The following is a 19,525-nucleotide window of genomic DNA, read 5'->3' as shown; positions in this document are numbered from 1 at the left end:
AATGAAAACGCTGCTGATGGTAGACAGTTCGCAGGGACAGGCCCGTGGCCACCTGGCGAAACGCATGCTGGAGGCCGCCGCGGCCAAAGCCGGCCTGACGCTGGTCGAGTCGCTGCAGGACGCCGAACTGGTGGCGGTGGCGGGGCAGGCTGCTCCTGCTGACGCCGCGCTGAACGGCAAATTGATCTATGTGGGCGAGGTAGAACAGGCGGTGCGTGAACCGGACGCGTTTCTGGCGCGCGCCCAGGCCGAAGCTGAAACCTATCAGGCGCCGCAGGCAGCGGCGGCGGTGAAAGCCGATGGACAAAAACGCATCGTGGCGATCACCGCTTGCCCAACCGGCGTGGCGCACACCTTTATGGCGGCCGAAGCCATTGAAAGTGAAGCCAAGAAACGCGGCTGGTGGGTGAAGGTGGAAACGCGCGGCTCCGTCGGCGCCGGCAACGCCATCACCCCGGAAGAAGTAGCGGCGGCGGATCTGGTGATCGTCGCGGCGGACATCGAAGTGGATCTGGACAAGTTTGCCGGTAAGCCGATGTATCGAACTTCCACCGGTCTGGCGCTGAAGAAAACCGCGCAGGAACTGGACAAGGCGCTGGCCGAAGCCGAAGTGTTCCAGCCGCAGCAGCGCAGCGGCGCGGCGCCGACGGCGAAGAAGAAAGAGGGCAACGGCCCGTATCGTCACCTGCTGACCGGCGTGTCCTACATGCTGCCGATGGTGGTGGCGGGCGGTTTGTGCATCGCGCTGTCGTTCGTGTTCGGCATCAAGGCGTTTGAGGTCAAGGGCACCCTGGCGGCGGCGCTGATGCAGATCGGCGGCGGCTCCGCCTTCGCGCTGATGGTGCCGGTGTTGGCCGGTTTCATCGCTTTCTCCATCGCGGATCGTCCGGGCCTGACGCCGGGCCTGATCGGCGGCATGCTGGCGGTGAGCACCGGCGCCGGGTTCCTTGGCGGCATCATCGCCGGTTTCCTGGCGGGTTATGTCGCCAGGGCGATCAGCAGCAAGCTGCGCCTGCCGCAAAGTATGGAAGCGCTGAAGCCCATCTTGATCATTCCGCTGGTGGCCAGCCTGATCACCGGCCTCATCATGATTTACGTGGTCGGCACGCCGGTGGCGAAAATCATGGAAGGCCTGACCCATTGGCTGCAGTCTCTGGGCACCGCCAACGCCGTGCTGCTGGGGGCGATCCTGGGCGGCATGATGTGCACCGACATGGGGGGCCCGGTGAACAAAGCGGCCTACGCGTTCGGTGTGGCGCTGCTCAGCTCCTCGGTGTATGCGCCGATGGCGGCCATCATGGCGGCGGGCATGGTGCCACCGCTGGCGATGGGCCTGGCGACGCTGCTGGCGCGCCGCAAGTTCCCGAAATCCGAACAGGAAGGCGGCAAGGCGGCGTTGGTGCTGGGGCTGTGCTTCATCACCGAAGGGGCGATTCCGTTCGCCGCCCGCGATCCGATGCGCGTGTTGCCGTGCTGCATCGCCGGCGGGGCGCTGACCGGCGCGCTGTCGATGGCCTTCGGCGCCAAGCTGATGGCGCCGCACGGCGGCTTGTTCGTGCTGCTGATCCCGGGCGCGATTTCGCCGGTGTTGCTGTACCTGGTGGCGATCGCCGCCGGCACGCTGTTGGCCGGGGTGGCTTATGCCCTGCTGAAACGTGCTGAAACGCCGGTCGCCGCCGCGGCGTAAGCCTCGCCGATACCGCAAAACGCGCAGCCCAGAGCTGCGCGTTTTTATTTGTGTCTTAGGCAGTTAGCACGATTTACCCCTGGTCAGAAACCACAAGGCTTTCTAAGCTGATAGCGCGACCTTATTCCTGCGAACAAGGAATGATTCAAGGAGATTCATCAGTGGCTAAAAAAGTGGCGATCGTACTGACATCCGGTTTCGCCGATTGGGAATACGCGCTGATTGCCGGCGTTGGCGGCCCGTTTTATGGGCTGGATGTGGCGTTTTTTGCGCCGCAGGCCGGAACGCTTCGTTCACAGGGCGGGTTGACGGTGGACGTTGCTCACGGCGTGGCCGAATTGGCGGACTGGCGCCCCGAGGTGCTGGTGGTGGTCGGCGGCACCCTGTGGGAAACCGAACGGGCGCCGGATATCCGCGCGTTGCTCAACGAGCAGCATCAACGCGGCGCGACCCTGGCGGGTATTTGCGGCGGGACGTTGGCGTTGGCGCGGGCCGGCCTGTTGAACGGCAGGGCGCATACCTCCAACGATGCCGAGTTCTTGACGCGCAACGTTGCGGGCTACAGCGGGCAGCGCCATTACGTTGCGAGCGCCGTCGCCGTTGTGGATGACCGCGTCATTACGTCACCGGGATCGGCGCCGGTCAGTTTTACCACCGCGGTGTTCAGGGCTGCGGGCCTGGATGAAGAAACGCTGCGTCAGTTCGGCGCCATGCTGGCGGCGGAGCACGCGGTGGGGGAAACCGCTCGCGCTTAAGCGAGCGGCCAGGGGGGTTACTGCTGCGCCTTCAGCCAGGCGATCTCTTCGGCCCAGATATCCGGATTTACCGTTTCCAGAATCAGCGGGATGTTGTCGAAACGCGGATCGCGCATGATGTAGCTGAACACCGTTTTGCCGATGTTGCCTTCCCCCAGGCTGTGATGGCGGTCGACGCGGCTGTTGAACTCGCTCTTGGCGTCGTTCAGGTGCATGCCGCGCAGGTAGTTGAAACCGACGATGTCGCCCAACTGCTTGAAGGTGCGCTCGCACTCTTCTTCGGTGCGCAGATCGTACCCGGCGGCGAAGGCGTGGCAGGTGTCGATGCAAACGCCGACGCGGCTTTTGTCTTCGACGCCGTCGATGATCGCCGCCAGGTGCTCGAATTTGAAGCCCAGGTTGCTGCCCTGGCCGGCGGTGTTCTCGATCACGGCCGTCACGCCGGCGGTTTTATCCAGCGCGATGTTGATCGATTCGGCGATGCGCGCCAGGCACTTATCTTCGTCGATTTGCAGCAGGTGGCTGCCGGGGTGGAAGTTCAGCAGCGTCAGCCCCAGCTGTTCGCAGCGCTGCAGCTCGTCGATAAACGCCTCGCGCGATTTTTCCAACGCGTCGGCTACCGGGTGCCCCAGATTGATCAGGTAGCTGTCGTGCGGCAGGATTTGCCCCGGCCCGTAACCGTACTGGGCGCAGGCGCTCTTGAACTTATCGATCACGTCGGCGGCCAGCGGGGCGGCCTTCCATTGACGCTGATTTTTGGTGAACAGGGCGAACGCGGTCGCCTCCAATTCGTGCGCGCGGATAACCGCCTGATCCACGCCGCCTGACGCGCTGACATGTGCACCGACAAACTTCATCTTCATTCTCCTGTGTTATCGGTGACATTATGGCATTGATGGCGGGCGGATTGAATGGCGAAAAGCGGCGGCCCGCCGAAGCGGGCCGCCGAGGGAGATTACAGCAGGTGTTGCACCAGTTGGTTTATCGCGCCGCCGCCGACCAGCAGCCAGACGAACAGCAGCGTCGCCAGCAGAATCGGTTTCATCCCGGCCTGGCGCACGGCGCTGATGTGGGTGGTCAGCCCGAGCGCCGCCATCGCCATCGCCAGCATCCAGGTGTCGGCGGTGATCAGGTGCCGCACCAGCGTGGCCGGCAGCAGGTTGAAGGAGTTCAGCCCAGCGACGGCGATAAACAGCACGGCAAACCACGGAATGGTGATGGCGGATTTTTCCGCCTTGCCTGCGCTGCCGCGGCTGATGTAGCCCGACAGCAGCAGCAGGAACGGCGCCAGCATCATCACGCGGATCATCTTGGCGATCACCGCCGCATTTTCGGCGTCCGGCCCGATGGCGTGCCCGGCGGCGACCACCTGAGCCACTTCGTGGATGGTGGAGCCGGCGTAGATGCCGAAGGTTTCCTGGCTGAACGGCAGCCACTGGAAGTGTTCATTCAACTGATACAGCCACGGATAGGCGAAGATCGCCAGGGTGCCGAACACCACCACGGTCGAGACCGCGACCGCCACTTTGCTGGAGTCGGCCTTCAGCACCGGCTCGGTGGCCATCACCGCCGCCGCGCCGCAAATGCTGCTGCCGGCGCCGATCAGTATCGCGGTTTGGCTGTCGATGCCGAACACTTTCTTGCCGAGCCAGCAGGCCAGCAGGAAAGTGGTGATCAGGGTCAGCGCATCGATGATGATGCCGCTGGCGCCCACGTCGGCGATCTGCTGAAAGGTCAGCCGGAAGCCGTAAAGGATAATGCCCAGACGCAGCAGGCGCTGTTTGGCCAGCTGTACGCCGCTGTGACAAACGGTTTGCCAGCGGGGGTACAGCGTGTTGCCCACCAGAATGCCGAGCAGGATCGCCAGCGTCAGCGCCCCCAGCCCCAGCTCCGCCACCCAGGGAATGTCGCCGGCCCAGACGGCCAGCGCGGTGAGCGCGCCGGTCAGCGCCAGCCCCGGCACCAGCCGCGGCAGGCCGAACAGCGGGAAGCGTCGCTCGGGGTAAGTGTGAGTGGTATCAGTCGCCATATAAAGTCAGTCCTTCAGTCTGTTTCTTGCGGTCAAGAGTACGTTTGGGCTGAATAAAAGAGAAATTGATTATATATTTATAACCTATCTGAATAAGTGGTATGTGGTCAGCCATTGGCATAACGCCGCATTGCGGCTAGGGTGTGGAGGAGCGGCGAGCCAGCCGTCAATTTTCAACTAACAGGAGCAGGCGATGGATACCGACGATCAACGCAGAGAGCAGGTAGATCAGGAAGTGGGCCGCGCGGTGCGGCGGTTGATTGAAGAAAACAAGGCGATCGACCGCGACCATCTCGCGGCGATGCTGCAATTGATACTGCGGGACGAAACCGGCACGCCGCGAGAGCCGGTGCTGGCCGCGGCGGCGCAGCTGGTCGCGTTGGGCAAATAGCGCGCCGATCTGGCCGCAAACAGGGTAGCCTGGCCGGGCTGCCCACAACACCATGTTGGGGGTTCTCTGGCAGAACCTTCTTTCAATACCGGGACAGCTATGCATATCACGTTGCGTCAACTGGAAGTCTTTACCGAAGTGCTGAAAAGCGGTTCGACCACGCAGGCCTCGGTGGTGCTGGCGCTGTCGCAGTCGGCGGTCAGCGCGGCGCTGGCGGATCTGGAGGGGCAGCTGGGCGTGCAGCTGTTCGATCGCGTCGGCAAACGGCTGGTGATCAACGAGCACGGCCGGTTGCTGTATCCCAAGGCGCTGGCGCTGTTGGAACAGGCGGGGGAGATAGAGCAGCTGTTTCGCCATGACGGCGGGGCGTTGCGCATCGCCGCCAGCAGCACCATCGGCAACTACATGCTGCCGGAGATGATCGCCCGCTACCGCCGGGATTTTCCCGCCACGCCGCTGGAGCTGAACGTCGGCAACAGCCAGGACGTAATCGTGGCAGTGGCGGATTTTCGCGTCGATCTGGGGCTGATCGAAGGGCCTTGCCATATGCCGGAGCTGGTGACGCAGCCGTGGCTGGAGGACGAGCTGGTGGTGTTCGCCGCGCCGGATAACCCGCTGACCCGTCAACCGCCGACGCTGGAGGCGCTGGCCAATGCGCCGTGGATCCTGCGCGAGCGCGGTTCCGGCACCCGTGAGGTGTTGGACCATCTGCTGTTGGCGCATCTGCCGCACTTCCAGCTGGTGATGGAGCTGGGCAACTCGGAGGCGATCAAGCATGCGGTGCGGCACGGCATCGGCATCAGCTGCCTGTCGCGGCGGGTGGTGGCGGAACAGCTGGCCAGCGGCGCGCTGGTGGAACTGCCGGTGCCGTTGCCGCCGCTGCGCCGCACCCTGTACCTGATCCGCCATCGGCAAAAGCACGTCTCCAACGCGTTGCAACGTTTTCTCAGCTATTGCGTGCTGTAACCGGCGGCACGTCAAGCCCTCTGCTGCCGCGCAGGCCGGAAAAAGCATAAAAACCTGCGCCCGCTCACATTAATGAGAGTAAGTAAGGCTATAAGGGCCGCAGCTAATAATTGCCTCTGAATTATGAAGCTATCTTATATCGGTGCAATGTTGCTAGTTCACCGGCGGGTATTTGTTACAATCCGCCCTCATTTTTCGAAGAGCAGATAGATAGGGAACGAATGGCTCAGCAGGATATAAAAACATCGGGGCAGCAAGCACCCGGATTGCGCCGTGAATTGAAAGCCCGGCATTTGACCATGATCGCCATCGGCGGCTCCATCGGCACCGGCCTCTTCGTCGCCTCGGGCGCCACGGTTTCTCAGGCAGGCCCCGGCGGGGCGCTGCTGTCTTACGCTCTGATCGGTTTGATGGTGTACTTCCTGATGACCAGCCTGGGCGAACTGGCGGCCTTTATGCCGGTCTCCGGTTCATTCTCCACCTACGGCGCCAAATACGTAGAAGAAGGCTTCGGCTTCGCGCTGGGCTGGAACTACTGGTACAACTGGGCGGTGACCATCGCCGTTGACCTGGTGGCCTCGCAGTTGGTGATGAGCTACTGGTTCCCGGACACCCCGGGTTGGATCTGGAGCGCGCTGTTCCTCGGCCTGATGTTCCTGCTGAACTACATTTCGGTGAAAGGGTTCGGCGAGGCGGAATACTGGTTCGCGCTGATCAAGGTCAGCACCGTGATTATCTTCATCGCCGTCGGCGTGATGATGATCGTCGGCATTCTGAAGGGCGGCGAGCATGCCGGCTGGCAGAACTGGACAATAGGAGACGCGCCGTTTGCCGGTGGCTTCTCGGCGATGATCGGCGTGGCCATGATCGTCGGCTTCTCGTTCCAGGGCACCGAACTTATCGGCATCGCGGCCGGCGAATCGGAAAACCCGGGTAAAAACATCCCGCGCGCGGTGCGTCAGGTATTTTGGCGTATCCTGCTGTTCTATATCTTCGCCATTCTGATCATCAGCCTGATCATTCCGTACACCGATCCGAGCCTGCTGCGCAACGACGTGAAAGACATCAGCGTCAGCCCGTTCACGCTGGTGTTCCAACATGCCGGCCTGCTGTCGGCGGCGGCGGTGATGAACGCGGTGATCCTGACGGCGGTGCTGTCGGCCGGTAACTCGGGCATGTATGCGTCGACCCGAATGCTGTACACCCTGGCTTCGGAAGGCAAGGCGCCGCGCATCTTCGCCAAGCTGTCGAAAGGCGGCGTGCCGCGCAACGCGCTGTACGCGACCTGCGTGGTGGCCGGCCTGTGCTTCCTGACGTCGATGTTCGGTAACCAGTCGGTTTACCTGTGGCTGCTGAATACCTCGGGCATGACCGGTTTCATCGCCTGGTTGGGCATCGCCATCAGCCACTACCGTTTCCGTCGCGGCTACATGCTGCAGGGGCGCGATCTGAACGATTTGCCGTACCGTTCCGGTTTCTTCCCGCTGGGGCCGATCTTCGCCTTCGTGCTGTGTCTGATCATCACCCTGGGGCAGAACTACCAGGCCTTCCTGCAAGACAAGATCGACTGGTACGGCGTGACCGCGACCTACATCGGTATTCCGCTGTTCCTGCTGATTTGGTTTGGTTACAAGCTGTCGCAAGGCACCCGTGTCGTGAAGTACAGCGAGATGGAATTCCCGAAGATGGACGTGAAGTAATTTTCGGTGAGTGACACGCGGCGGGGGCTCCCGCCGCGTTTTGTTTTACTTTTTCCCGCCTTTGGCTTCCGCCAGCGCCTGCTGCGCCGAGCTCATCAAACTCTCTACCGTCGCGTAATCCTGCGTCAGCGCCACAATGCCGGCGTTAAGCTGCATGTTCACCTCGCCGAACGCGCCAAAATCGTAGGGCGCCTCCAGCGGCGGCACAATGCGCGCCAGAAACTCGCTTTCCGCGCCGTAGGGCAGATCGTGCACCAGAATTAGAAACTGGCCGCCGGTATAGCGGCAGATATAGTCGCTGGGGCGGATCAGCGTCTTGAGGCGCTCGCCGACGGTGCGCAGCACGTCGTCGCCGATCTGGACGCCGTGGCTTTGGTAGAGCGCCGCCAGCGGGCCGAATTCAAGAATGAACAGGTGGGAGATCGGCTGCGCCGTTCCGGGACGGCAGATGCTGCGCATCACCGCCTCGCCGCCTGCGCGGTTGAGAAAGCCGGTCAGGCGATCGCGGTGCGACGCCTGCTGCTTCTCCCACGCCAGCGTGACGTGCTGCACCAGCTGGCGGTGGTAGCGCGCGATCATGCCGTGGGCCAGCACCAGCCACAGCGGCGCGAGGTCCGCCAGGACAAACAGGTTTTGCACGCGCGACAGCGGCGCCGCCAGCAGGTAAGGCAGCGTCAGCGCGATCACCTCAAGCAGCGCGAAGCGCGGGGCGGCGGCGTGGCGTTGCATCAGCCAGCAGGCCAGGGCGGTGATCGTCAGGCCGGCGAACAGCATTAAGACAAAGCGGCCCGAGAGCATCGCCAGAGCGGCGCTGGCGCCGACCAGCAGCGCCCACAGCAGCACCGTCACCAGCATGGCGTTCGGCCAGGCCGGTTGACGCCGGCGCGCCAGCCAGGCTCGCCCGGCGGTCAACAACAACAGCAGCAGCAGCAAACCGATGCCGAGCGGCCGCTGGACCAGCCAGGCGTACCCCGCCAGCAGCGCGGCCGGCCCTGCGGCATTCAGCCAGGGCGTGAGAGGAGAGGGCGTCAGCGTGAGACGCAGCTGGCGTTGAAACGGCTCGTCATCGGCGTGCAGCGGGCTGTATAACAGCCAGTTCAGCAGCGCCGGGCGTTTGGGCGTTACCGCCGGAGATGGACTTCTCATTACAGCCTCGTCAATCAATAAGGCCGCTCTTGCGGCGGCCTGAAGTTTTTTTGCACGCGCGGTGCTGTGATTTTGGATTCTATGTGGTTTTGCCGTTATTTGTCAGAGTCTGGTCGGATCAGGAAGAATTTTCAGAATAATTAACCTACTGGCCGTTGGCGGGGGAAAGCGTGGTGGTTTGAAAAATGGCGATAAAAAACAAATTATTACATTTCGACAACGCCGTTTTCACCTATTGATATGATTGATAAGTATTATCGTTTGTTTTATTGTTAACGGCTGTGCAGCAGGCTGCTGCCGCACACTTTTCGGTTCACGGCGGCCGCTTTCGCGCCGCTGTCATGATGGTTGCAACAGGTATCTTAACTAATGAGCGTATCCACCGATCCCATGACTGAAGCCAAGGGGCAACCCGACGCCGGCGTGATGGGGCGTTATCAGCATATTCTTCGCCATCGCCTGTTGATGATGGGCGTATTGGCATTGGCGATCCTGGGCTCGCTGCTGCTGGATTTCACCATGGGGCCGTCCGGCCTGTCGTTGTCGTCCTTATGGCAAACGCTGCTTGATCCCGCCGCGGCCGATGCCGGCACGCGGGTGATCGTCTGGGACATCCGCTTGCCCTATGCGTTGATGGCGGTGGTGGTGGGCTTTGCGCTCGGCCTGGCCGGGGCGGAAATGCAGACCATCCTGAATAACCCGCTGGCCAGCCCCTTCACCCTTGGGGTGTCTTCCGCCGCGGCCTTTGGCGCTGCGCTGGCGATCGTGCTCGGCATCGGCATTCCGGGGATCCCCGATCAGTGGTTCATCTCCGCCAACGCCTTTATCTTCGCGCTGTTCGCCGCGCTGATGCTGGACGGCATCACGCGCTGGACGCGGGTCGCCACCTCCGGCGTGGTGCTGTTCGGCATCGCGCTGGTGTTTACCTTCAACGCGCTGGTCTCGATGATGCAGTTCATCGCCAGCGAGGATACGCTGCAGGGGCTGGTGTTCTGGACCATGGGCAGCCTGGCGCGCGCCTCGTGGGACAAACTGGGCATTCTGTTCGGGGTGTTCGCCGTGCTGCTGCCGCTGTCGATGATGAGCTCGTGGAAACTGACCGCGCTGCGTCTGGGGGAAGACCGGGCGGTGAGCTTCGGCATCGACGTGCGTCGGCTGCGTTTGACCACGTTGCTGCGCATCAGCATGCTCTCGGCGCTGGCGGTGGCTTTCGTCGGGCCGATCGGCTTTATCGGTCTGGTGGCGCCGCACATCGCCCGCATGATCTTCGGCGAAGATCACCGTTTCTACCTGCCGGCCAGTGCGCTGATTGGCGCGCTGGTGCTGTCGATGGCCTCGGTGGCGTCGAAAAACCTGGTGCCTGGGGTAATCATCCCGGTGGGGATCGTGACGTCGTTGGTCGGGGTGCCGTTCTTCCTGAGCATTATTCTGCGCCACCGGGGGAACGTATGAGCCAGGGGTTACGGATAGAAAACTTCTCGGCGGGTTACCCGAAACGCCAGGTGATTGACAATCTCTCGGTGCCGATGCTGCCGCGCGGGCAAATCACCGTGTTGCTGGGGCCGAACGGCAGCGGCAAATCGACATTGCTGCGCTCGCTGGCCGGGCTGAACCCGGCGCAGGGCAAGCTGTGGCTGGACGACGGCGATTTGATGCAGATGCCGTTCGCCCGTCGGGCGGAGAAAGTGGTGTACCTGCCGCAGTCGCTGCCCGCCGGAGTGCATCTGCACGTGCTGGAGTCGATCATCGTGGCGCAGCGCGCCTCGGGCGGCCGCAGCAACGCCGGCAGCGAAGCGGAAGTGATGGCTTTGCTGGAACAGCTGGGCATCGCCCACCTGGCGCTGAGTTATCTCGATCAGCTGTCCGGCGGCCAGAAACAGCTGGTGGGGTTGGCGCAGTCGCTGATCCGTCAGCCGTCGCTGCTGCTGCTGGATGAGCCGCTGAGCGCGCTCGATCTCAACTACCAGTTCCACGTGATGGATTTGGTGCGCCGCGAAACCCGCAAGCGCGATATCGTGACGGTGGTGGTGGTGCATGACATCAACATTGCGCTGCGTCACGGTGACCACGTGCTGATGCTGCAGGATGGCGATCTGATCGCCGACGGCGCGCCGGATCAGGTGATTACGCCGCAGAGCCTGGCGCGGGTCTATGGCGTGCGCGGGCGCATCGAGCGTTGCTCGCAGGGCACGCCGCAGGTGCTGATAGACGGTCTGGTGAACCAGCCGACGATATAGTCCAAGAAAAGCCCGGCATCACCGGGCTTTTTTTATCGCGCAGCGCGGTTCAGTGCTTCGCTCACGCGTTCGACGACGTGCTGGGCGGTGACGATGCCGCCGGACAGATAGACCTCGGCCGCCGGCAGGTAAACCACCTGGCCTTTTTTCACCGCCGTGGTTTTCTTCAGCGCGGTGCCGGTGAGGATTTTCTGCGGCGCCACCGCGTTCGGCCGACCGGTCGCGGCATCTCTGTCGATGACGAACAGCCAGTCCGGGTTCAGTTTGGCGACCTGCTCAGGCGTCAGCTTATTGCCGCGCACGTCTTTTTCATCGGAGTGCAGCGCGGACGAGAAGCCGAGGGCGTCATAGACGAAGCTGAAACGGCTCTTGGGGGCGTAAGCGCTGATCTTGCCGCCGGAGAACAGCACCACCAGCCCGCGTCCGGCCTGGGCGGCCTGCGGTTTGACCGCCGCTATCTGCGCATCCAGCTTATCGATCGCTGCCTGCGCCTGTTGCGGTTTATCGAACAGCTCGCCCAGCTGGCGGGTGCGCTGTTTCAGGCTGCCCAACTGATCCTGCTGATCGACGGACATGTTCAACGTCGGCGCCAGCGCGTTCAGCTCGTCATAGGCTTTGGACGCCCGGCCGGCGATCAGGATCAGATCCGGTTTGGCGGCGCGCAGCACGGCCATATCCGGTTCGAACAGGGTGCCGGCATTGAGGTATTTGTCATCCTGATAGCGCTTCAGGCTATCCGGCAAGTTCTTACGGTTGCCGGGTAGCGCCAGCGGCTCGACGCCCAGCAGCTGCAGCGTTTCCAGCGAGGCGTAATCCAGCACCACGATGCGCTGCGGGTGCTTCTTCACCTCGGTGCTGCCGTTCAGGTGCTGGACGTTGACGGTGGCCGAGGCCGCCGGTGCGTCGGTTTTACTGTGGCAACCCGCCAGCGCCATCGCGGCCAGCAGGGCGATCATCAGGGGGAGCGGCGTAATCTCATGGGGCTTCCTCTCGGTGATGGAATGAAAAGGGCGCGCAGCGCGCGCCCGGGGGCATCAGAAGTTGTAGGTCATGCCGACGGTGTAACGGCGGCCGTCCAGCGTGGTGCGGTAGTGATCGTAATCCACGGTCTTGTCGAGAATGTTGTAGACCCCGCCGGTCAGCTGCAGGTTTTTCGCCGCCTGGTAGCTCAGGCCCGCATCGACGAAGGTGTAGGATGGGGTGCTGGTCTCCATCGACGTGCGGCTCAGGTAGTCTGAGGTGCGGCTGCGGAAGTTAACGCGCGACCACAGGCTGAGGTCTTGCGTGGCCTGCCAGTCCAGCACGGTGTTGATCATGTGCTTAGGCATCTGGTTCAGCGCCTTGCCCTGGAACTCGCCGCTCTTCTGCTCGGAAGCGGTGTAGGTGTAATTGGTGTTCCACTTCCAGTCTTTATTGATCTGCCAGCCGAAGGTGGCCTCTACGCCGCGCATATTGGCTTTGTCGACGTTGACGCGATCGCTGATAAAGTCGTAGACGTCATTGCCGATCTTACAGTCCGGCGTGTCTTCGCAGCGGCGCACTTCGGTGATCTTGTTCTTGAAGTCGGTGTTGAAGACCGTCACCCCGGCATTGACGCCTTTCAGGCTATCCCACATCAGGCCGATCTCTTCGCTCAGGCTCTTCTCCGGCTGCAGATCCGGGTTGCCGACGATGATGCCGTTACGCACGCCGCCGCCGGTGACCTGGCCCCAGCTGGCGGAGGATTGGCGCAGATCCGGCGAACGATAGCCGGCGGAGACGCCGCCTTTCATCGTCCACTGTTCGGTCAGGTGCCAGACGCCGTACATGCGCGGCGACCAGTGGCTGCCAAAGTTTTGATCGCGATCCATACGGATGCCGCTGGTCAGGCTGAAGTCGTTGGTCAGCGCCCATTCGTCTTCGGCGAACAGCGCCCAGCTCCAGCGCGTCAGCTGGTTGACGTCTTGCGCCGAGCTCAGCTGGTTGCCGCTGTCGCCCAGTTTCTCATAGCGGTATTGGCCGCCGAGGTTCAGCATGTGGGCACCCAGCTCGAACTGGTTCTGGGTGTTGAAGATGGTGTTGTACATCTTCATCTTGCGGCCCGGGTTATTGGTCTCTTCCCGCTGAACGTAGCTGGTGGAGTTACCGAAGTCGTAATAACCGTTGTGGGTCAGCGCGTAGTTGGTGCGGGTGTAGAGATTTTCGCTGCGAGAGGTAGGTTTGCACTTGCCTTTGCTGCAGCGCTCCGCCGCCACCGATTTGCCCGGCGTGCTGTTGCGATCCTGCAGCGAGCGGCCGATTTCGAAGTCGAATTCGTTTTTCTCGTCCGGCGTCAGAGTGAACACCGCGGTGCCGCTGCGCATGCGCTGTTCGTTGTAACCGTTGGCGATTTTATCTTCGGCGCGGCGCGACAGCAGGCCGTTGACCCGCACGCCGAGCAGGCCTTCAATCAGTGGGCCGGAGGCGTAGGCGTTGGTCTGGAACAGATCGCCGGAATCGCGGTTTTCCTGGAGGGTGGCGTCGCCGTGCAGCGAGCCTTTCCACTCGGTGCGGGAAGTCTTGCGGGTGATGACGTTGATCACGCCGCCCATGGCGTCGGAACCGTACAGCGAAGACATCGGCCCGCGCACCACTTCGATGCGCTCGATGGCTTCCATCGGCGGCAGCCAGCCCTGTTCGATGCCGGCGTTATCGCTGTTCGGCCGGGTGCCGCGGGTGTCAACGCGCTTGCCGTCCACCAGGATCAGCGTGTACTTGGAGGACATGCCGCGGATGCTGATGTCGCTGCTGCTGGCGCCGCCGGTGACGACCACGCCCGGCACGTCTTTCAGCGCATCGGTCACATCGCGATAGGCTTTATCTTCAATTTGCTGGCGCGGGATCACTGAGATGGAAGCTGCGGAGTCCTGAATTTTTTGCTGAAAGCCGGAGGCGGTGACGACCATGGTGTCCTGGGCGTCAGTCTGCGGCGCGGCCAGCGCGGCGGTGGCGCTGAGCGAGGCGATGACCATGGCGGCGAGCTTGCTGTAACGTGGCGTTTCCATGAGGTAAACCTTTCCTGGATTGAAGTGAAAGTAATTAACCAATTGAATTTCTAATGAAATTATTCATCGTTCGCTGAGAAATCCGGTGCTTCGTCAGCGTTGCGTGAGGGTATTGTAAGGATTTTTTACTTAATGTAAACGCTAATGATAATTCATATCATTTGTATGCTTGTTATTCTGGCGGGAAAGAGTAACCGGATGAATTAAAGGGAAAACCGGCGCAGCGGATGTGCGCCGGGGAGGATCAGCGTTTCTGGATGTAAGTGATGGCCAGCGCCAGCGCCAGCACCAGGCCTTTGATAATGTCCATGGCGTAGTAGGGCACCGACAGCATCACCAGGCCGTTTTGCAGCACGCCGAGGATCACCGCGCCGATCAGGGTGCCGAGCGCATTGGGTTTGCCGGAGCCGGCCAGCGAGAAGCCGATGTAGGCCGCCGCCACCGCATCCATCAGATAGCCGCCGCCGGCGTTGACCTGCGAAGAGCCGATACGTGACGCCAGCAGGATGCCGCCAAGCGCCGCCAGCCAGGAAGAAATGACGTAAGCGGCAACCCTGTAACGTACGGTGCGAATGCCCGACAGGCGCGCCGCCTCGGGGTTGCCGCCGATGGCGTACATGCGGCGGCCGTGCTTGGTCAACGACAGGAACAGCTGCACCGCCACGGTGACCGCCAGCATGATCAGCACGATCACCGGCACCTGGCCGAGGGCGGAAAACACTTCCGGGATCAGGCCTTCCGCCATGTCGCCATTCGGCAGCACCATGTTTTGGGTGATGGAGCCGCCGTAGCTGTAGGTCATCGCCACGCCCTGGATCACGAACAGGCTGGCCAGCGTCGCCAGCATATCGGGGATTTTGAGCACCACGATCAGCAGGGCGTTGAACAGGCCGACCAGCGTGCACAGCAACAGCGTCACCACGATGGCGCCGGCGGTGCCGAACCCGTGCCAGACGAACAGGGAAATCACCAGCGCGTTGGCCAGCGAGGCGGTCGAGCCGACCGACAGATCGAAACCGCCGACCGACAGCGAGATAGAGACGCCGATGGCGATCACCGTCACGATGGCGATCGAACGCAGGATATTGATGATGTTGTTGGCATCGAGAAAGTTGTCCGACGCCAGGCCAAACAGGGCGACCAGCGCCGCGACGGTCAGCAGCATGCCCCACTTGTAGAGGAAATCAAACAGCTGTTGGCGCCAGGGCAGCGCAGGCCGCAAGGCAAATTCTTTACTCACGCAGGGGTTCCTCCGGTGGAATAAAGCAATAAGGTTTCTTCGTCGGTATCGGCGGCGTTCAGCTCCGCCACGATGCGGCCGTCCCACAGCACGCAGATGCGATCGCACAGGCCAACCAGCTCGGCGAACTCGCCGGAGGCGTAAATCACGCCTTTGCCGGCGCGGGCCAGGCCGTCGATCAGGCTGAACAGTTCCTGTTTGGCCTTGATATCCACGCCCTTGGTCGGCTCATCGAAGATCAGCACGTCGGCGTCGCCGCGCAGCCACTTGCCGATCGCCACTTTTTGCTGATTGCCGCCGGACAGGCGCGCCAGCCGCTGTTGCGGGCCGGAGGCGCGAATGTTCAGACGCTGCATGATCTCGCGCGCCCAGCGCAGCTCTTGCCGCCGGCTGAACAGGCTCCAGCGCGAGAAGCTGTCATCGGCGCTGACGCTCAGGTTCATCGGGATCGCCTCATCGATAAAAATGCCTTCTTTGCGGCGTTCTTCCGGCACCAGCGCCAGCCCCTGTTCGACCGACAGATGCGGCGCACGCGGCGCCCAGGGCTGCCCGCGCAGTTCGCCGCGTTCCAGCTGCGCGGCGCCGGCGCCGAACAATGCCTTGCACAGCTCGCTTTTCCCGGCCCCGGCCAGACCGGCGATGCCGAGGATCTCGCCTTCATGCAGCCGCAGCGAAACGTCGCGCAGCTTATGGCGATCGCGCAAGCCCTCCACCTGCAGCAGCGTACGCTCCGCGTGCGGCGGGCGCGGCGGCGGGAAAATGTCGTCCAGCCGGTGGCCGAGCATTTTCTCGACGATCTGTTCGCCGCCGAGGCCGCGCATGGCGTCTTCGCTGACGCGGCGGCCGTCGCGCAGCACCGTCAGCCAATCGCAAATGTCGCTCAGTTCGTGGATGCGGTGAGAAATGAATACGATGCCGATGCCTTCGGATTGCAGGCGGCGCACCACGTTGAACAGGCGCTCGCTCTCGGCGCGATCGAGCGGCGCGGTCGGTTCATCGAGCACCAGAAAACGGCAGCGGTGCGACAGCGCGCGCGCCAGCAGCACCTGCTGTTTTTCCGCCAGCGTGCAGTCCGCCAGACGTCTGCGCGGATTGAGCGGCAGCGCCCATTGCTGCAGCAGCTGTGCGGCGCGGCGGTGCAGTTCCGCCCAGTTCAGCCAGTGGCCCGGTTCGTTCAGCCAGTCCAGCATGATGTTTTCCGCCACCGACAGCGTGGGGATCAGCGCGACATCGACTTCTTGCTGCACCACGTGGATGCCGTGGCGGCGCGCCTGCAGCGGGGAATGAATTTCCACCGCCCGGCCGTCGATCAGGATCTCGCCGCGGTAGTGATCGTGGGTGCCGGAGAGGATCGCCATTAGCGTCGACTTGCCCGCGCCGTTGGCGCCGACCAGCGCGTGGATTGAGCCGCCGTGCAGCGTGAAGTCCACGTCCTGCAGCGCGTTGAAGCCGGCGAAGGCGATCGAGATATTGCGCATCTCGAGGCGCGAAGGCGTTGCGGTTGACATTGCGTAGTGAGGCCGTTTAGATGTTTAGATGGCTGTTTTGCTCTGTTGTAACACAGATTGCGCCGTTGGCAACCAACAAAATGGCATAACGGCGATGAAAAGCGTGGGCGGGCAGGGGCGCAACCCGCGTCAGGCTGCGCCGGAGCGATAAACGGTCAGAAGGTGGTGGGGGTGTGTGCGCTGACGATGCGGCAGATGCGCGCCGAGGTATTGCTGAAGCTGTGCGGAATGCCGGTGTTGATGGCGTAGCTCTGACCGGCGGTCAGGCAGTAACTCTGGCCGTTGATGGTCAGCACGATCTCGCCCTCCAGCAGGGTGCCTATCTCTTCGCCCTGATGTTTGATCTTTTCGCCGGTGGTGGTGCCGGGCTGGTAGGTTTCCAGCATCATCGCCAGGTTGCGCGTCGGGCTGCCGTTGTGCACCAGCTTCATCGACACCCCCTGGCTGCCGATCTCAATCAGATCCTCGGCGTCGATCACCACGCGCGGCTCGTCGACGGCCTCCGGTTCGGCAAAGAATTCCGACAGCGACAGGCCATACACCTTAAGCAACTTTTGCAGCGTGCTGATGGCCGGGCTGACTTTGTCCTGTTCGATGGTGCTGATCGCACTGTGGGTTAACCCGGACAGTTCGGCGACCCGGCGCTGCGACAAACCCAATTGCTGGCGGATCTGCGACAGGCGTTTGCCCGGTGCCAAGCTGGCTTCGCTCATAGCGGTACTTCCTTCTGGTAAGGGCGACAGGCAGAAATGACGATCGGTATCGGGCGCCTGCCTGGTCGATAACGATGCTGCATGATATCGGTAGTTAGGGTAGGTTTGGAAAATATATTGCCCATGCTCACCGTCGGCGCGGCGGACAAAATAGTTGACGTGAAAATGGCGGCAAGGCCTTTTCGGTCAATATTTTATCAATTTAGCAGCCGGTGGCGAATAATCAAACAGGATTGTAACATTTGCAAACCCATTCTGTTAAGACTATGTTTCATGTTGTGGATGTTATTTTGAGCGCCCGGCAGCGGCGCGACCTGGCGAGAAATCCAATCATGTGTTGAATCGAACGGCGGACGGGCGCCAATGCGCCTTAAGAGCATAATGGCGGGTGACGTATGCAAACCAATAGCGCAGCAGTTGAACATTTTGCACAGCATCATGAAGAGAGGCGAAGTAGCGCGTTCCAAAATGAGGTCGCTCATTATTTGGAACGCCATCCCGCCACGCAGTATATCGATATCCTTCTCACCGATCTCAATGGTTCCTTCCGCGGCAAACGCATACCCGTCTCAGGGTTGAAAAAACTGGAAAAAGGCAGCTACTTCCCCGCGTCGGTGTTCGCTATGGACATCCTCGGCAACGTGGTGGAGGAGGCGGGCCTTGGGCAGGAACTCGGCGAACCGGATCGCGTATGCCTGCCGGTGCCCGGTTCGCTGACGCCGTCGGCGGCCGATCCGCAGCACATCGGCCAGGTGCTGCTCACCATGCTGGATGAAGATGGCACTCCCTTTGACGTTGAACCCCGCAATGTGCTGAACCGCGTGTGGCAGGCGCTGCGACAGCGCGGCTTGTTCCCGGTGGCAGCGGTAGAGCTGGAGTTTTATCTCATCGATCGGCAGCGCGACGCGGAAGGCGATTTGCAACCGCCGTGTGCGCCCGGCACGCAGGAGCGCAACACCCAAAGCCAGGTGTACTCCGTCGATAACCTGAACCATTTCGCCGAGGTGCTGAACGATATCGACGCGCTGGCGAAGCTGCAGGGGCTGCCGGCGGACGGCGCGGTGGCGGAGGCCTCGCCAGGGCAGTTCGAGGTTAACCTGCGCCATACCGACGATATCTTGCAGGCCTGCGACCACGCGCTGGCGCTGAAGCGGCTGGTGCGGCTGGTGGCCGAGAACCACGGCATGCACGCCACCTTTATGGCCAAGCCCTATGAGGATTACGCCGGCAGCGGCATGCACGTGCACGTCAGCATGCAGGATGATGCGGGCAACAACCTGTTCGCCGACGGCGAAGGCGAGGATTCGCCGCTCTTGAAACAGGCGCTGGCCGGGATGATCACCCTGATGCCGGCGTCGATGGCGCTGTTGGCGCCGAACGTCAATGCCTATCGGCGTTTCCAGCCGGGGATGTATGTGCCGATCCAGGCCGCCTGGGGCCACAATAACCGCACCGTGGCGCTGCGCATTCCCTGCGGCGAACCGGAGAACCATCGGGTGGAGTATCGCGTGGCCGGCGCCGACGCCAATCCGTATCTGGTGATGGCGGCGATCCTGGCCGGCATGCTGTACGGGCTGGACAACCTACTGCCGCTGCCTGAGCCGGTGACCGGCAACGGGCTGGAGCAAGAGGGGCTGCCGCTGCCGATCCGCCAGAGCGACGCGCTGTACGAGTTTGAACATCAGCACGCGCTGACGCACTATCTCGGCGAGCGTTTCACCCGCGTTTATCACGCCTGCAAGACCGACGAACTGCTGCAGTTTGAACGGCGAGTGACGGAAACCGAGATCGACTGGATGTTGAAAAATGCCTGAATAGGCGTATAAAGTAAGAGGTATGTGCGGGCGACTGGCCTGCCGGCAGCGGATTAATTCGCCTGCCGGGCTGGTTTTGCGTGCGATCGACAAAAAGAATTTGTATTTGAGGGTTTCCGGATCTTGTCATTCGGAGGCATTCTGGTGCAAAATATCTCAAATGCAGATAGCCGACGTTTTGAAAGCGTCGGTTATTTTTTTTGCATTATGTTTTACCAACGTAGCGTTTCATACACCAAGCGAGGCCGGACACCGATCCGGATAGATAAATAGTTTCGTGCACGATCAAACAAAACTTTATGGTCGTGACTCATGA

17 protein-coding genes are annotated in these 19,525 nt (G+C 62.0%); 8 read left to right on the top strand and 9 right to left on the bottom strand.

The genetic code is table 11. The annotated features are described in order from the left end of the window. Position 1 precedes the first annotated feature (1 nt). Both fruA and ACMGG9_RS15695 read left to right on the top strand, forming a co-directional pair. Positions 2–1,687, top strand: coding sequence for a PTS fructose transporter subunit IIBC (fruA, locus tag ACMGG9_RS15700; protein WP_033643804.1), 1,686 nt, complete (start codon positions 2–4; stop codon positions 1,685–1,687). A 161-nt stretch (positions 1,688–1,848) separates the two neighbouring features. Then, the gene (locus tag ACMGG9_RS15695; protein ID WP_080273400.1) at positions 1,849–2,442 is read left to right on the top strand and encodes a DJ-1/PfpI family protein; all 594 of its coding nucleotides are present in this window, start codon (positions 1,849–1,851) and stop codon (positions 2,440–2,442) included. A gap of 17 nt (positions 2,443–2,459) precedes the next feature. On the opposite strand, the gene nfo is transcribed toward ACMGG9_RS15695, so the two are convergent. Both nfo and ACMGG9_RS15685 read right to left on the bottom strand, forming a co-directional pair. Further along, complete coding sequence (gene nfo / locus ACMGG9_RS15690) at positions 2,460–3,299, bottom strand: deoxyribonuclease IV (protein ID WP_033643802.1); 840 nt, start codon at positions 3,297–3,299, stop codon at positions 2,460–2,462. A 98-nt stretch (positions 3,300–3,397) separates the two neighbouring features. Then, positions 3,398–4,471, bottom strand: coding sequence for a YeiH family putative sulfate export transporter (locus ACMGG9_RS15685; RefSeq protein ID WP_033652542.1), 1,074 nt, complete (start codon positions 4,469–4,471; stop codon positions 3,398–3,400). A 193-nt stretch (positions 4,472–4,664) separates the two neighbouring features. On the opposite strand from ACMGG9_RS15685, the gene ACMGG9_RS15680 reads away from it, so the two are divergent. The 3 genes from ACMGG9_RS15680 to ACMGG9_RS15670 all read left to right on the top strand — a co-directional run bounded on the left by ACMGG9_RS15680 (position 4,665) and on the right by ACMGG9_RS15670 (position 7,528). After that, complete coding sequence (locus ACMGG9_RS15680) at positions 4,665–4,862, top strand: hypothetical protein (RefSeq protein WP_033643799.1); 198 nt, start codon at positions 4,665–4,667, stop codon at positions 4,860–4,862. A 99-nt stretch (positions 4,863–4,961) separates the two neighbouring features. Beyond that, complete coding sequence (yieE, locus tag ACMGG9_RS15675; protein ID WP_021505917.1) at positions 4,962–5,828, top strand: DNA-binding transcriptional regulator YeiE; 867 nt, start codon at positions 4,962–4,964, stop codon at positions 5,826–5,828. A gap of 221 nt (positions 5,829–6,049) precedes the next feature. Then, a complete protein-coding gene (locus ACMGG9_RS15670; protein WP_033643798.1) occupies positions 6,050–7,528 on the top strand; it encodes an amino acid permease in 1,479 nt (492 codons plus the stop codon). 45 nt (positions 7,529–7,573) lie between these two features. Here the strand turns inward: ACMGG9_RS15670 and ACMGG9_RS15665 are convergent, their stop codons facing one another. Continuing rightward, the gene (locus ACMGG9_RS15665; protein WP_033652543.1) at positions 7,574–8,674 is read right to left on the bottom strand and encodes a GGDEF domain-containing protein; all 1,101 of its coding nucleotides are present in this window, start codon (positions 8,672–8,674) and stop codon (positions 7,574–7,576) included. A 369-nt stretch (positions 8,675–9,043) separates the two neighbouring features. On the opposite strand from ACMGG9_RS15665, the gene ACMGG9_RS15660 reads away from it, so the two are divergent. Both ACMGG9_RS15660 and ACMGG9_RS15655 read left to right on the top strand, forming a co-directional pair. Continuing rightward, the gene (locus ACMGG9_RS15660) at positions 9,044–10,126 is read left to right on the top strand and encodes a FecCD family ABC transporter permease (RefSeq protein WP_033643796.1); all 1,083 of its coding nucleotides are present in this window, start codon (positions 9,044–9,046) and stop codon (positions 10,124–10,126) included. After that, the gene (locus ACMGG9_RS15655) at positions 10,123–10,911 is read left to right on the top strand and encodes an ABC transporter ATP-binding protein (protein WP_033643795.1); all 789 of its coding nucleotides are present in this window, start codon (positions 10,123–10,125) and stop codon (positions 10,909–10,911) included. Before ACMGG9_RS15660 ends, ACMGG9_RS15655 begins: the two co-directional genes overlap by 4 nt. Positions 10,912–10,943: 32 nt before the next feature. Here the strand turns inward: ACMGG9_RS15655 and ACMGG9_RS15650 are convergent, their stop codons facing one another. The 6 genes from ACMGG9_RS15650 to ACMGG9_RS15625 form a co-directional block, all read right to left on the bottom strand. Further along, entirely contained in the window at positions 10,944–11,867 is a 924-nt protein-coding gene (locus ACMGG9_RS15650) for a siderophore ABC transporter substrate-binding protein (protein WP_414161553.1), read from the bottom strand. A 78-nt stretch (positions 11,868–11,945) separates the two neighbouring features. Further along, complete coding sequence (locus tag ACMGG9_RS15645; RefSeq protein ID WP_414161552.1) at positions 11,946–13,934, bottom strand: ligand-gated channel protein; 1,989 nt, start codon at positions 13,932–13,934, stop codon at positions 11,946–11,948. Between the two features lie 244 nt (positions 13,935–14,178). Further along, positions 14,179–15,174 (bottom strand): ABC transporter permease, encoded by a 996-nt coding sequence (locus tag ACMGG9_RS15640; protein ID WP_042785047.1) that lies wholly within the window; start codon positions 15,172–15,174, stop codon positions 14,179–14,181. After that, the gene (locus ACMGG9_RS15635; protein WP_414161551.1) at positions 15,171–16,682 is read right to left on the bottom strand and encodes a sugar ABC transporter ATP-binding protein; all 1,512 of its coding nucleotides are present in this window, start codon (positions 16,680–16,682) and stop codon (positions 15,171–15,173) included. Before ACMGG9_RS15635 ends, ACMGG9_RS15640 begins: the two co-directional genes overlap by 4 nt. A gap of 155 nt (positions 16,683–16,837) precedes the next feature. Beyond that, positions 16,838–17,395: an HTH-type transcriptional regulator PuuR gene (puuR, locus tag ACMGG9_RS15630; RefSeq protein ID WP_016927000.1), complete on the bottom strand. Its 558-nt coding sequence runs from the start codon at positions 17,393–17,395 to the stop codon at positions 16,838–16,840. A 197-nt stretch (positions 17,396–17,592) separates the two neighbouring features. Further along, on the bottom strand, positions 17,593–17,877 hold the full coding sequence (locus ACMGG9_RS15625; RefSeq protein WP_308383592.1) for a hypothetical protein: 285 nt from the start codon (positions 17,875–17,877) through the stop codon (positions 17,593–17,595). On the opposite strand from ACMGG9_RS15625, the gene ACMGG9_RS15620 reads away from it, so the two are divergent. Further along, positions 17,791–19,209 carry a glutamine synthetase family protein gene (locus tag ACMGG9_RS15620; protein ID WP_414161550.1) on the top strand — a complete coding sequence of 473 codons (1,419 nt, stop codon included), beginning with the start codon at positions 17,791–17,793 and terminating at the stop codon, positions 19,207–19,209. The genes ACMGG9_RS15625 and ACMGG9_RS15620 overlap by 87 nt on opposite strands. Positions 19,210–19,525: the final 316 nt, after the last annotated feature.

Origin of the sequence: Serratia sp. BNK-10 (assembly GCF_047456065.1) — a bacterium.
In the GTDB taxonomy this organism is placed as follows: Bacteria; Pseudomonadota; Gammaproteobacteria; order Enterobacterales; family Enterobacteriaceae; genus Serratia; species Serratia ureilytica.
The sequence above is the reverse complement of the archived record's forward strand: the minus strand, read 5'-3'. Positions and strand labels throughout refer to the sequence as shown.

What these genes read in the sequence shown, in the direction of transcription:
- fruA (WP_033643804.1), top strand. Translation starts at nt 2, where the DNA reads ATGAAAACGCTGCTGATGGTAGACAGTTCGCAGGGACAGGCCCGTGGC.
- nfo (WP_033643802.1), bottom strand. Translation starts at nt 3,299, where the DNA reads ATGAAGTTTGTCGGTGCACATGTCAGCGCGTCAGGCGGCGTGGATCAG.
- ACMGG9_RS15685 (WP_033652542.1), bottom strand. Translation starts at nt 4,471, where the DNA reads ATGGCGACTGATACCACTCACACTTACCCCGAGCGACGCTTCCCGCTG.
- ACMGG9_RS15680 (WP_033643799.1), top strand. Translation starts at nt 4,665, where the DNA reads ATGGATACCGACGATCAACGCAGAGAGCAGGTAGATCAGGAAGTGGGC.
- yieE (WP_021505917.1), top strand. Translation starts at nt 4,962, where the DNA reads ATGCATATCACGTTGCGTCAACTGGAAGTCTTTACCGAAGTGCTGAAA.
- ACMGG9_RS15670 (WP_033643798.1), top strand. Translation starts at nt 6,050, where the DNA reads ATGGCTCAGCAGGATATAAAAACATCGGGGCAGCAAGCACCCGGATTG.
- ACMGG9_RS15665 (WP_033652543.1), bottom strand. Translation starts at nt 8,674, where the DNA reads ATGAGAAGTCCATCTCCGGCGGTAACGCCCAAACGCCCGGCGCTGCTG.
- ACMGG9_RS15660 (WP_033643796.1), top strand. Translation starts at nt 9,044, where the DNA reads ATGAGCGTATCCACCGATCCCATGACTGAAGCCAAGGGGCAACCCGAC.
- ACMGG9_RS15655 (WP_033643795.1), top strand. Translation starts at nt 10,123, where the DNA reads ATGAGCCAGGGGTTACGGATAGAAAACTTCTCGGCGGGTTACCCGAAA.
- ACMGG9_RS15650 (WP_414161553.1), bottom strand. Translation starts at nt 11,867, where the DNA reads ATGATCGCCCTGCTGGCCGCGATGGCGCTGGCGGGTTGCCACAGTAAA.
- ACMGG9_RS15645 (WP_414161552.1), bottom strand. Translation starts at nt 13,934, where the DNA reads ATGGAAACGCCACGTTACAGCAAGCTCGCCGCCATGGTCATCGCCTCG.
- ACMGG9_RS15635 (WP_414161551.1), bottom strand. Translation starts at nt 16,682, where the DNA reads ATGTCAACCGCAACGCCTTCGCGCCTCGAGATGCGCAATATCTCGATC.
- puuR (WP_016927000.1), bottom strand. Translation starts at nt 17,395, where the DNA reads ATGAGCGAAGCCAGCTTGGCACCGGGCAAACGCCTGTCGCAGATCCGC.
- ACMGG9_RS15620 (WP_414161550.1), top strand. Translation starts at nt 17,791, where the DNA reads ATGCAAACCAATAGCGCAGCAGTTGAACATTTTGCACAGCATCATGAA.
- ACMGG9_RS15625 (WP_308383592.1), bottom strand. Translation starts at nt 17,877, where the DNA reads ATGAGCGACCTCATTTTGGAACGCGCTACTTCGCCTCTCTTCATGATG.